The sequence below is a fragment of the Thermoactinomyces sp. CICC 10522 genome, from assembly GCF_016055075.1.
In the GTDB taxonomy this organism is placed as follows: Bacteria; Bacillota; Bacilli; order Thermoactinomycetales; family Thermoactinomycetaceae; genus Thermoactinomyces_A; species Thermoactinomyces_A daqus.
Genome location: NZ_JAECVY010000002.1, coordinates 512,942 through 525,044 on the forward strand (window position 1 = coordinate 512,942; position 12,103 = coordinate 525,044).

The window sequence follows — 12,103 nt, forward strand, 5'->3', positions numbered from 1 at the left end:
TTATTCACCGGTGTCTTAAGATAAAATTAAATATAAACGGAGAGGAGGAAAATCGGTTGGGCAAAATCAAAATGAAAAGGGTATATGAAACCGCAGCACCGGAAGACGGCTTCCGCATTCTGGTGGATCGTCTGTGGCCGCGCGGCGTGAAAAAAGAGGCGGCGAAGATCGATCTTTGGCTCAAAACGATTGCACCCAGTCCGGAATTGCGGAAATGGTTCGGCCATCAGCCTGAACGTTTTGCTGAATTTCAACATCGTTATCTCGAAGAGCTCAAGTCAGATCCGGAAAAACAAAATGCCGTGAGAACAGTGATCAAAATGTTGGAAAAACAAGATGTCACCCTGGTCTATGCAGCCAAAAACGAGCAGCAAAACCATGCTATTGTGCTGAAAGAGTTTATTCATAATCATTAGGCATCATATCAGAAGAGAACAGAGGAGATTTTTGAGCCCCGGACTCTTGTCGTCTTGCCGGAGAAACGCCGGGTGCGGACGAAACTCCCTGATCCCTCCGGTAAAGCATCTGATACGTATTTTCCCCTCCGTACGGCGCTTATACTTCCCGGCGACGGCAAGAACCGCTCGCTTGCAAAAATCCCTCCATTGAACATACAGGATCGGTTAAATCAACATGCTCGATTTCCCTCAATAAACACATGAAAACCGTTTCAAAAAATGAAGGCATCACACAATCTTATTTCTGCCCACACAGTTTAAAAGAAATTTTTTCCAATAACTTTATAAATAAGTCCTGTTCATCCTCTGTCAAAACACTTAGCATCTGCTTGAACATTTGCTGGCGTTGCCACAAAATTTTCTCCACCAGCGCTTCCCCCTCTTCCGACAATTCCACCCAGACGATGCGCCGGTCGGCCTGATCCCTCTGCCGACGGATCAAGCCTTCTTTTTCCAGCCGGTTGAGGGCCAGCGTGGTTGCACCCGAAGTTAAATTTACTTCACGCGAGAGATCGGCAACCATGCATCTTCGGTTGAGATAGACTGTGCGAAGCAAAATAAATTTTACCGGCGTGATTTTAGGTTGGAATGAATCCTCCTGACCGGCAAACCGACTTCCGACATAACGGCCGATACGTTCGGTAATCTGATCAATTCTTTGGATTTGCGGATCAAACCTCTTTTCCTCATTCCCCATTCAATCACCCCCTTTTGATTATGAGAAAAATTACAGACCGTGTTTGCAAATTTGTTATATTTTTCTCATTCAGCCAATTGCAACTCATACAGATTGGGTTTAATATAACTTTATACCAAAATAACTTTACTGCAAAGTTTTTTTAAGAGGGGGATGCTCAAGGATTTAATCTTGGAGCATAACCTGTTTTTTATTCCCCAATATCTTTATAGCAAAGTTATTAGGTTACAAAATGATGAGGTGATCTATGTGTCGAAAGCGTTATTCATTAATCCTTTGGGCGAAGGACATGTAAATCCGTCCATCGGGCTCGTGCGCGAACTGGTTAACCGCGGTGAAGAAATCATCTACTATGCGAACAGCATGTATAAAGACAAAATTGAAACCACCGGAGCGGAATTTCGCCCTATCTCCGAAAAAGCGGAAACGCTCATGCGCGAATTTTTCAGCCAAGCAAACGACATGATGAAAAATACGGGAAATATGATGGGCCTTCTCGCCAAAAGAATGCCGAAGATGTTCGAAATGATGGAATGGGTCACGGATGACATTTTGAAAGAGATTGAGTCGGAAACTTACGATTACATTATCTATGATGCCAATAGTTTGCCCGGAAAATGGATCTCTGAAATGAAAAAACTTCCTTCTGTTTCGATCTGGACTATTTTTGTCTCTAACCGGGATTCCAATTTTTTTGAAAAAATCATGAAGCAGCGCGGCTCGGAATTTCTGAAAGCAATGGAAGAAATGAAAGAGGAGATGGAAGAGCGCAAATCTCGGCTGGAACAGAAATATTCCATCTCCATTCCCGACTTACGGCAGGCCATGTTGTGCGAAGCCGATCTCAACATCGTTTTCACATCTCGGTATTTCCAGCCGGATTCTGATCGCTTTGGCGACAATTATCTCTTTGTGGGTCCGTCGATTGCTGACCGTAAGGATCAGGGTGACTTTCCGCTCGATGAACTGAAAGACGGCCCGGTCGTGTACATGGCTCTGGGCACGATCGTGAACAATCGTCCGGATTTATATAAGATCTGTATTGAAGCGTTGCAGGATCTCGACGCCAGAGTGGTGCTCAGCATCGGGAAACAGTTGTCCGCTTCGGATCTGGGCCCGATTCCCGACAACTTTATCGTTCGCAACTATGTTCCGCAACTCGATGTACTGCGCCACAGCGATGCTTTTATCACTCACTGCGGCATGAACAGCACAAACGAAGGTTTGTACTTCGGGGTTCCTCTGGTGATGCTGCCGCTGGTGAACGACCAACCCTTCGTGGCAAGCCGGGCCAAAGAATTGGGCGCCGGAGTGGTTCTCGATCATCAAACTTTGGATGCCGAAAAACTGCGGAATGCCGTTGAGGAAGTATTAAAAAATCCTGTCTACAAACGGAACAGCCAGAAAATCAGCAAATCCTTCCGCGAAGCAGGCGGCTACATGAAGGCGGTCGATGAACTGTTAAAATGGGTGAACTCCCACTTGATCAGCCATTAAAAGCGAGCATGTTTAAGCATAGAGAGCCAGGCCAAGGAAGCCCGTCAAACCCGTATACCCTTTTTCCAATCAACCCGTAAATCCCGGACAGATTGAAAGCAAGCGCACCAAATGTTAAAGTCAGCAAGATTTTCGTTGTGATATTAATCGCATTCTCTACCCGGACAAACCTTCAACACACAAAAAGCCCTCTTCTGCAGCGGGATCACGCTTCTGCGAAGAGGGCTTTTTGTCTCCCGACCGGTCTTCGTCCTTCCGATCGTTCAGACCCGGGCCACAGACTGACGTTCGATAATCTCGTGAGGTAAAATCCGTCCCGGCACTTCCGTTTTTGTTTCAATCATTTGCAGCAGCATTTCTGCCGCCTGCTTTCCCATCTCAAACAACGGTTGTGCCACCGTGGTCAAAGGAGGAGTGGTCATTTCCGCAAGCCGCAGATTATCATAGCCGATGACGGAAAGTTGATCCGGCACCTTGATCCCGTGCCGGAAGGCTGCAGACATGGCCCCCACAGCCATCTCATCGCTGGCTGCAAAAACGGCTGTAAACTCAACCTTTGACTGCAGCAATTGTTCCATGGCCATGACCCCGCTGTGAAAACCAAAACTGCCAAACGCAAGGAGATTCTCTTGAAACGGTATTCCATAAGCAGCCAGCGCTTCCTTGTAACCCTCAATCCTCGGTTTCCCGGCAATCGGATCCGTTTGATCCCCGCTGATCATGGCGATTTTTCGATGGCCTCGCTGAATTAAATATCGGGTTGCGTCATAAGCTGCCTGCTTGTCATCCACCTTTACATGGGGAAAGGGATACTTCTCCGAACGGGTGGAAAGCAGAACTACCGGAATCTTCATCGCCGTGAGAACCCGGAAGTATTCCTCCGTCAACACCTCACTCGTAAAAATGATGCCATCCACCTGTTTCTCCCTCAGAACCTGAAGATACTTGACGGTCCGTTTCCCGTTCTTGTCGGTGTTGCAAACCACGACACTGTGATCCCGTTCATGGGCCGTGTATTCAATGCCATGAAGGAGCTGGGAAGAAAACATGCTGGACAACTTGGGAAAAAGAACGCCAATGGTTTGTGTCCGCTTGTTGATCAGCCCGCGGGCGATGGCATTGGGTTGATAACCCATTTCTTTAATGGCTTGTAAAACCTTTTGTTTGGTCTCTTCGGAGTAACCCGACTGGTGGTTGAGCACTCTTGAGACAGTAGCAACAGAAACATTCGCTTTTCTGGCTACATCCTTAATTGTTGGTTTCATCGGCATAACCTTCCAATCTAAATAATGGGAGAAAACGGTTGCATTCAACTAAATATAAGATCTTTTCAAAATAAGCGTCAATCTTTCGAAAGCGTTCCCGCTGTTTGGCTGCCAGTCTTCCTTTCCGGTCACGCTTCCGTTCTTTCCCCGATTGCGCCGAAATTCTTTCCTGCTGTGCTTGCGGACTGCAAACAGATCCCCCAATCAACCATCTTTGCCGATTGGGGGATTTGCAAGCAGAATGCCCCTTGTTACCGTAGGAGGGACAAATCCACTTCAGGCACCAATCCTTCCTTTGCGGCCCGGCTCAACAAGGTGGAAATCGCCCCATATCCTTCTTCTCCAAGGTTGGCCGTAAACTCGTTTACGTAGAGGTTGATATGCGCCTTGGCCACTTCGGGGTCCAACTCTTGCGCATGTTGCATCACGTATTCCTGTGATGCCTCCGGATGCGCCCAGGCATATTCAACAGAAGCTCTCGTCCAATCGGCAATCGCCTTCACATCCAATGAGCGGCGGGCGATGATCGCTCCGAGCGGAATGGGTAATCCGGTGTCTTTCTCCCACCATTCGCCCAGATCAACCAACATCGACAAACCGTAGGAAGGATAGGTAAACCGGGCTTCGTGGATCACCAATCCCGCGTCAACCGCCCCGTCCCGAACCGCCGGCATGATCTCATGAAACGGCATGACAATAATTTCTCCGACACCTCCGGGCACATGTTGGGCAGCCCACAAGCGGAACAGCAAGTATGCTGTCGAGCGTTCACTCGGCACTGCCACCCGCCGGCCGGAAAGCGATTCGGGATTACGAGCATCATTTTTGCCGCCGGTCAAAAGGAGCGGGCCACATCCTTTCCCCAATGCTCCGCCACACGGCAACAGCGCATACTTGGACAACACCCATGGCAAAGCTGCGCACGAAATCTTCAACACTTCCAATCCGTCCGGTCCTGCCGCCAAATTGTTCGTAATATCAATATCCGCATAAGTAACATCCAGTTCCGGTGCACCCGGGATCAATCCGTGCACCCACGCGTGAAATACGAATGTATCATTCGGACATGGAGAAAAAGCAATCCTCATAAGATAACCTCCTGCAATACGGAAATCGTTGCTGCCAGTTTCTCTAACGCTTCATCAATGCGCCACGCTGACCGGTCACGTGGCCCGACAACATTTGAAATGGCCCGAATCTCCAAGACGGGAATACCCCGGTTTCGGGCGGCGGTCGCCACGCCAAAGCCTTCCATGCCCTCAGCGGCGGCACCCGGTACCCGCGCAGCCAATCGGGCCGCAGTCGAAGCCGTCCCAGTCACAGTGGAGACCGTGAGAACCGGACCCGCAGTAACCGGCAAACCAGCCGCACGCACGGCCTCCGTCACCCGAAGCACCAATCCTTTTTCCACCCGGAATCTCGCAGTACCGAAACCCAGCTCGTCCAGGCCGCAAAAACCTTCTTCCGTCTCTGCCCCCAAATCGGCGCAGATGATTTCCTCCGCGACAACGAGCGTACCTACTTCGGCCCGGCCGGCAAAGCCTCCGCCGATTCCTGCGCTTACCACCAAATCATACTCCGTGCGGGCCAATGCCGCCGCCGTGCTTGCCGCAGCAGCCACCGGGCCAACTCCCGCCACCAGGACATCAACATGGCTTGCACCTTTCAGACCGCGCATCACCGCCTCTCTCTCTGCTGAAACGGCTGTCACCACGAGGACGCGTTTGGCCCGACTCTGATTGTTTTTATCAGAAACAGAAGTCCCTTCCTCGTTTCGCTTCATACTGTGATCCCCTTTCTTTTCCGGCCCCGGAAGATGAGAATTAAGCAAGATCGGGAGGGGAGTGATGCCTCCTGCCCCCCGTCAGGAACGTCGGGAAATTATGGGCACCACGACCCGACCAGCCATATACATAAGAAAAAACACTTGCAACCATGCGAGTCCGGGACTCATTGCCCGGAGCATCGTTTTGCAAGTGCCGACCTTCTATAGTATATCACTCGGCACCGCTGCTTTCCACCATGCCGTTATGCGCAAACAGAAGCTTTGCCCGGCATATTCCTGAAATTCCTGATAAACAAGCGGCAAACCAACCTGTGATCCTCTTTTGGCTGATTTCCAATCGCCATCGCCGCCCGCCGGGTTCTAATCGAAATCGAGATATAGCATGTTGACATGGCCGGTCTGAAATCGATATAATTTCACTGAACGGTCAGTGAATTAAATTGATCAAACGAGGAGGGCATCGCGATGGATCAACGGGATATCCGAAGACTTGTAACAAGTGAGATCACAGGGCTTCATACGAACGAGGAAAAATACAATCCCTATTCCTGGTACAAAGAGATGAGAGCGAAATCACCTGTTTATTTTGATCAAAAACAGGGAGTATGGAATGTCTTCTTATATGAAGATGTAAACCGGGTCATTTCCGACAAGGATGTTTTCTCCAGCAAAAGATTCCAGCAGTCACGTCCTTTTCACAGCATTATTAACACGGATCCCCCGGAACATACCCGGTTGCGCTCTTTGGTAAGCCATGCCTTCACTCCGAAAATGATTGCCGGTTGGGAACCGAGAATCCGAGCGATCGCGACGGAACTTTTGGACAAGGTGAGCGGGCAAACACATATGGATCTCGTCGAGGATTTCTCTTATCCATTACCCGTGATGGTGATCGCTGAATTATTGGGTATTCCCACGAGTGACAGAAAGCAATTTAAAGAATGGTCAGATATTGTTGTATCCGGTCCGTCTTCAACAGCGGACATTCAGGAAACCATAGATCGAAGAGACAAAGCGATTAAGGAATTGATGGAATACTTTTCGCAAATTATCGAGGAAAAAAGGAAAAATTTAAAAGAAGATATGATTTCAACCCTGATCAAAGCGGAAGAAAATGAAGGGAAACTCTCAAGTGAAGAACTGTTTGGCTTTTGCATCACTTTATTGATCGCCGGAAATGAAACGACAACCAATCTGATCAGCAACGCGGTTTATTGTTTTTTGGAAAACCAAACAATTTGGGAAGAGTTGAAAAGAGATCCCGGCCTGATTCCCCATGCCGTTGAAGAAACCTTGCGCTATCGTTCACCGGTGCAGGCTATTCCGCGACGAGCCAAAACAGATGCAGAAATCGGCGGATTCCATATTAAGCCGGGTCAAATAGTATTAGCCTGGATCGGTTCGGCAAATCGGGATGAACAGAAATTCACCGATCCCGATGAATTTCAGCTCAGACGCAATCCCAATCCCCATTTGTCGTTCGGAAAAGGAATCCATTTTTGTCTCGGTGCTCCCCTCGCGAGATTGGAAGCGAAAATCGCTTTGGAGGAGTTCCTCAAACGCTATTCGTCGATTGCCCTGAAAGAGGGATATCAGCTTGATCCAGTCAATAGCAATCTCCTCTATGGTTTAAAAAGTTTGCACATTGCCGTGTCCTGAAGCCGCCGGGTTGCAGCTGTGCAAAAAAGTGTCCAGGATTACTGGACACTTTTTTTTGTGAAGAATCGCCGGTCGGTCGCGGGACCCGCTTCGACGCATTCTGATGGTTGGTCGGGGTATCCCGTTCCCCTTCCAAAGTTGCTTAGACTTTCACCCCGGGTTGTGCTGGCAAGTCATGGTCGTTTTTATGGCATAGGAGGATGCGGTTGACAAGCAGTCCAAAACCGAATACATTTTCCCTAGTGTGAGGTGAAGACCATGTCCAAGTCTGTACAAAAGGAAGGAATGACTAGCCGGGACCTTCAAGCCGCCAAACGCCGGAAACAACTTCTTCAAACAGCAAAAAAACTGTTTGCCGAGAAAGGCTACCATAATACTTCGACCAAAGAGATTAACCGGGCCATCGGAATGGCCGACGGACTGATCTATCACTACTTCCCGAAGGGTAAACTGGAAATTTTGCATACAATCGTACAAGATTCCACCGAAGGGAAGATCCAACATCTCGAAAAAGCCCTGAAAAATATGGACGCCGATATGCCCATCCGGGATATGCTGTTAAAAATCGCGCACATCATTGTAGATAATGCCGACAATGAGTTGATTGTCATCCTGATCAGGGAACAGCCTTTGTTGACGGATGAACAAACCGAATGGCTGACCCGGACGTTTGACACCGTTATCGGACAACTTAGCGTCCTGCTCGAGAAAAGGATGCTGAAGGGAGAACTTCGCCGGTTGAATTGCAAACTGATGGCCCGCCAGTTTGTCAGCAGCATACAAAGTTACCTGATCGAGCAGACGATCCTCGGTGGTGGTAAACACCGGGATCAGACAGAGTCGGACAAGCACCTGATGGAACTCATCGATTTTTTGTTGGAATGCTGGCGTTAACGATTTTCTCCCAGTTGAATCCCGGCCCTTTGCAAGCCTTGGTACCCGATGGTCGCCGGTCCGATCCTGCTGCCGTCTCCAAATCGAGGCGATCAGCGAACGGCCGGATTTGTTTTTCCATGACTGCCCGTTCCGCTCACCGTATCGTTTTCGCATCAACATTACCCGTTTCATTTCCCGCAAGGGAGCAGCGGAGCACGGCCACACGATCCCCCAATCTGAACACAGCCTGCATTTCCCCCGATTTCAATCACCGGCCCGCAAAATTCTTGCCCCAAAATCAACGTGTACTTTTGCAATCCACTGATCATGAAACACCGCACATCCGACCCACCAATTACACAGCACTTCACTTCTTCCGAGTTTTTCCACACTCCTCTAAAAAACATCCCATTTTTCATTCACCTTAATCCCTCCCTGAATCAATCTTCCCTGTTATGGAAAACAGCCGGACCGATCCCTGATCCCCTCCTGCTGTTCTTTCTTCCCGATGCATAGACACGCTCAATAATGCAAAACTATAATCATCATCCCGGCAAAATCGACCATTAAGAACTTCTGAAAGGATGGAAACCATGTCCACCAAGCATTCTGTGGTTGAAAACGCGCCATTAACGTCATTTCATAAACGGCTGACCTTGTACACGAGCGGAGGCCCTTTTTTGGATGGATACATTTTGAGCATTATCGGTGTGGCATTAACCCAGATCGAACCGGAGTTTCATTTAAACGCCTTTTGGACCGGAATGATCGGTGCCTCTACGCTGGTCGGGCTTTTTTTGGGCGGCCTGGTGTTTGGATATGTAACCGATCTGATCGGGCGTCATGTCATGTATACCATCGATCTGGTGGTGATCATGATTTTTTCCGTCTGGCAGGCATTTGCCGATGGGCCGCTGGAACTGTCCATCCTCCGGTTTTTGCTGGGAATTGCCGTCGGGGCGGATTACCCGATCGCCACCTCCCTGCTGGCCGAGTTCGCTCCCCGCAAGCACAGGGGAGGAATGTTGGGCGTTTTGCAAGCCAGTTGGTACCTGGGCGCTCTCGTCGCCTATCTTGTCGGCTATTTATTGTTACTACTGGGTTCCGGAGCCTGGCGCTGGATGTTGGCAAGCAGTGCGCTTCCGGCCTTCATTCTCATCTTCATGCGCAAGGGAACGCCGGAATCGCCCCGCTGGCTCTTGAAGAAAAACCGCATCCGGGAAGCCCGCGAAGTCCTTCAAGAAGTTTACGGAACGGATGCAGACATCCATAAATGGGAAGCGCAGGGCAAAAAAACGCGATTCAACAAGCTGTTTCAGGGCGGCTATTTGATAAGAACCACGTATATCGGCTTATTTTGGATGATTACGATTATCCCCTCATTCGCAATCTATACGTTCGGCCCTGAAATCATGGAATCAATCAATCTCAACAAACCGGAATTGTCCTTTATCGGAACGGCGGTAATCAGTTTCTTCTTTTTTATCGGCAACATCCCCGCCTTGCTCTTGCTCTACAAGATCGGAAGGCGTCCCCTGATTATCGTCTCTTTTTTGGTCATGGCCCTGGGATTGCTCCTCGTCGGCCTTTTTCCCAAGGGTCCGATCTGGATCACGATCATCGGGTTTGTCATCTATGCATTTTTCACCGGCGGCCCCAGCGTGTTAACCTGGATCTACCCCAACGAACTTTTTCCGACAGAAGTGCGTGCCACGGCGGTAGGGGTGGCCACGGCGATCAGCCGGGTCGGATCGTTCATCGGAACCTTTCTCCTCCCTTATGCACTTCGCTCGATCGGCATCGGCCCGACCGTACTGATCGGCGCCGGTTTAACTTTTATCGGTGTTCTCATTTCCATTGCATGGGCCCCCGAGACAAAAGGAAAAACCCTTGCCGAAGCCAGTACCGTGGAGTAGAAGCAGAAGCGCGATGAAAAGAGAGAAGAGGGGTGAAGTAACCCCTCCCTTTTTTATTGACTAACGATACAGAAGTTGAAAGAAGAACAATTATCATTACTTGCCAAACAGATATCGGACCTGTTTTCTCAAATTTATTATCATTGTCATTCTAAACTATATGCGATTCCGCTTACTCACCAGGCAGTTCGTGCACTTCAATACGTTGCGCTCAACCAAGCAAGTACTGTACAATCAGTCGCTGAATATTTAGGATGTGCATCGAATACAGCTTCAGAAATATTACGCCGATTATCCGAAAAAGGGCTTCTTATTCGTCAGCGTAATAAAGAAGACGAAAGGGTAGTCGAGTTGAGAGTAACAGAAAAGGGATGCCAAGCATACAAGAGCATACGGGTTTAGCACTTGATCAACTTAAAGATGTTTTGAAATCCATGCCGGAAGAAAAACAAGAGTTGATCAAAAACGGATTGGAACTTATCCTATTTTATGTAAGAAAGGGAAACAACAATGACAATCGTTAAAATCCTTATTTCCGCTATTCTTATTGCCATCGTCACTCAGCCAGCCACCTATAATCCAAAAATTAAGCGGGTGGATTGCTGCTTTTCCTATGATTAGTATGCTTTCACTAATTTGGTTAACAGTTCAAAACGAGGACAGATCAAATATTATAAACTTTCTCACGAGTATATTATGGGATTGATTCCATGTACTATTTTGTTAGCTACAGTCCTGCTCAGCCTGAAAAAGAATTTTCTGTTCCCCGCAGCCATCTTGCTTGGCATCTGTACCTGGACTTTATATACATTCATTTATCAACGGGTTGTTCAATAAAAAATAAGATGGACCCAGCGGGAGCAAATCTTCCCGCTAAAACCACCCATTCCCCATGAATCCCGTGATCTAGATGGAGAGGAAAAAACATGAAAATAGATGGACATACCCACACCCACTATTGCCCACACAGTTCTGGAAAAGAAACAGCAAAATATATTGAAAGAGCAATCGAATTAGGATTTGATATTTATGTACTGACTGAACATCCCCCCTTGCCTGCTTCGTTTTGTCGCAAGCTTCCTTATCCTGAAGAGGTGGTTACTGCATTAGCCATGAAAGAAACAGAATTGGATTCATACATAAAAGAAATGCATCAACTGAAACAAAAATACAAAGATCAAATACAAATTCGTGTAGGACTAGAGCTGGATTATTTACCTGACCAACCTGATTGGACAAAATACTTACTGAAAGAGTATGCGAATTATCTTGATGAGACTATTCTATCACTTCATTTTCTTAAAGGAACGAATGGTTGGAGATGTGTAGATTTAACCCCGGAGGACTTTGAAGAAGGTTTAATCAAATACTACGGAGATTTTCATACAGTACAAAAAGTATATTATCAAACTTTAAAAGAAGCTGTTTGTCTGTTCCACCCCACGAGTAGGCCATCTCACTTTATGTCAAAAATTTCAGCATTACTTCATTAATGGACGTCATGTTATGGAAGAGGCTAAGGAGGAAATACTTGATATTCTATCTATCACTAAGCGGAAAGGCTTATCGTTAGATTTTAATACAGCAGGGTTATATAAAAAATATTGCTTAGAAACATATCCCTCAGAATGGATTGTAAAAGAAGCTCTTAATCTCGGGATTCCACTTATTTTTGGATCTGATGCTCACGCAATGGATCAAGTAGGAAGATCATATGATCTATATGAAAAAGCAATGGATTAGCTTTACACACACAGCTCCCAATTGGAAAAAAATGTACTGTTAAAAAATAAAATAGCTCCCCGAAATACCCGGGCAACTACTTCAAATCATGGGAAAATGATTAAATATTCTTGGTTGGGCTATCCTTTTTCGCCGGAACAGTCAGAGATCCTTTAATTGATATTTAATTGAGGAGCCTGTGTATGCATGAATTAGCACCCTTACCC

At 47.5% G+C, this 12,103-nt stretch carries 12 protein-coding genes; 8 read left to right on the top strand and 4 right to left on the bottom strand.

Features of this window, described 5'->3' with window-relative positions; all coding sequences use genetic code 11:
- Nucleotides 1-56 precede the first annotated feature (56 nt).
- The gene (locus I8U18_RS06015) at nucleotides 57-416 is read left to right on the top strand and encodes a DUF488 domain-containing protein (protein ID WP_232336305.1); all 360 of its coding nucleotides are present in this window, start codon (nucleotides 57-59) and stop codon (nucleotides 414-416) included.
- Between the two features lie 280 nt (nucleotides 417-696).
- Here the strand turns inward: I8U18_RS06015 and I8U18_RS06020 are convergent, their stop codons facing one another.
- A complete protein-coding gene (locus I8U18_RS06020) occupies nucleotides 697-1,155 on the bottom strand; it encodes a MarR family winged helix-turn-helix transcriptional regulator (RefSeq protein ID WP_198064578.1) in 459 nt (152 codons plus the stop codon).
- 249 nt (nucleotides 1,156-1,404) lie between these two features.
- Here I8U18_RS06020 and I8U18_RS06025 point away from each other — a divergent pair, with 249 nt between their 5' ends.
- Nucleotides 1,405-2,652, top strand: a complete 1,248-nt coding sequence (locus tag I8U18_RS06025) for a macrolide family glycosyltransferase (protein WP_198055098.1) — start codon at nucleotides 1,405-1,407, stop codon at nucleotides 2,650-2,652.
- Nucleotides 2,653-2,915: 263 nt separating this feature from the next.
- On the opposite strand, the gene I8U18_RS06030 is transcribed toward I8U18_RS06025, so the two are convergent.
- The 3 genes from I8U18_RS06030 to I8U18_RS06040 all read right to left on the bottom strand — a co-directional run bounded on the left by I8U18_RS06030 (nucleotide 2,916) and on the right by I8U18_RS06040 (nucleotide 5,700).
- Nucleotides 2,916-3,917, bottom strand: coding sequence for a LacI family DNA-binding transcriptional regulator (locus tag I8U18_RS06030; protein ID WP_198055099.1), 1,002 nt, complete (start codon nucleotides 3,915-3,917; stop codon nucleotides 2,916-2,918).
- Between the two features lie 251 nt (nucleotides 3,918-4,168).
- Complete coding sequence (locus I8U18_RS06035; RefSeq protein ID WP_033099329.1) at nucleotides 4,169-5,005, bottom strand: 1,4-dihydroxy-6-naphtoate synthase; 837 nt, start codon at nucleotides 5,003-5,005, stop codon at nucleotides 4,169-4,171.
- Nucleotides 5,002-5,700 carry a futalosine hydrolase gene (locus I8U18_RS06040; RefSeq protein WP_052153881.1) on the bottom strand — a complete coding sequence of 233 codons (699 nt, stop codon included), beginning with the start codon at nucleotides 5,698-5,700 and terminating at the stop codon, nucleotides 5,002-5,004. The genes I8U18_RS06035 and I8U18_RS06040 overlap by 4 nt, the downstream gene beginning before the upstream one ends.
- 468 nt (nucleotides 5,701-6,168) lie before the next feature.
- On the opposite strand from I8U18_RS06040, the gene I8U18_RS06045 reads away from it, so the two are divergent.
- From I8U18_RS06045 to I8U18_RS06075, 6 genes are all read left to right on the top strand, one after another.
- On the top strand, nucleotides 6,169-7,362 hold the full coding sequence (locus tag I8U18_RS06045; RefSeq protein WP_033099330.1) for a cytochrome P450: 1,194 nt from the start codon (nucleotides 6,169-6,171) through the stop codon (nucleotides 7,360-7,362).
- A gap of 258 nt (nucleotides 7,363-7,620) precedes the next feature.
- Nucleotides 7,621-8,256 (top strand): TetR/AcrR family transcriptional regulator, encoded by a 636-nt coding sequence (locus tag I8U18_RS06050; RefSeq protein ID WP_198055100.1) that lies wholly within the window; start codon nucleotides 7,621-7,623, stop codon nucleotides 8,254-8,256.
- Nucleotides 8,257-8,918: 662 nt separating this feature from the next.
- A complete protein-coding gene (locus tag I8U18_RS06060; RefSeq protein ID WP_232331127.1) occupies nucleotides 8,919-10,154 on the top strand; it encodes an MFS transporter in 1,236 nt (411 codons plus the stop codon).
- A gap of 75 nt (nucleotides 10,155-10,229) precedes the next feature.
- On the top strand, nucleotides 10,230-10,556 hold the full coding sequence (locus I8U18_RS18165; RefSeq protein ID WP_198059674.1) for a MarR family winged helix-turn-helix transcriptional regulator: 327 nt from the start codon (nucleotides 10,230-10,232) through the stop codon (nucleotides 10,554-10,556).
- A gap of 524 nt (nucleotides 10,557-11,080) precedes the next feature.
- Nucleotides 11,081-11,647 carry a histidinol-phosphatase HisJ gene (gene hisJ, locus I8U18_RS06070; protein WP_052153884.1) on the top strand — a complete coding sequence of 189 codons (567 nt, stop codon included), beginning with the start codon at nucleotides 11,081-11,083 and terminating at the stop codon, nucleotides 11,645-11,647.
- Between the two features lie 13 nt (nucleotides 11,648-11,660).
- Complete coding sequence (locus tag I8U18_RS06075; protein ID WP_052153885.1) at nucleotides 11,661-11,897, top strand: PHP-associated domain-containing protein; 237 nt, start codon at nucleotides 11,661-11,663, stop codon at nucleotides 11,895-11,897.
- The last annotated feature ends 206 nt before the right edge of the window (nucleotides 11,898-12,103 follow it).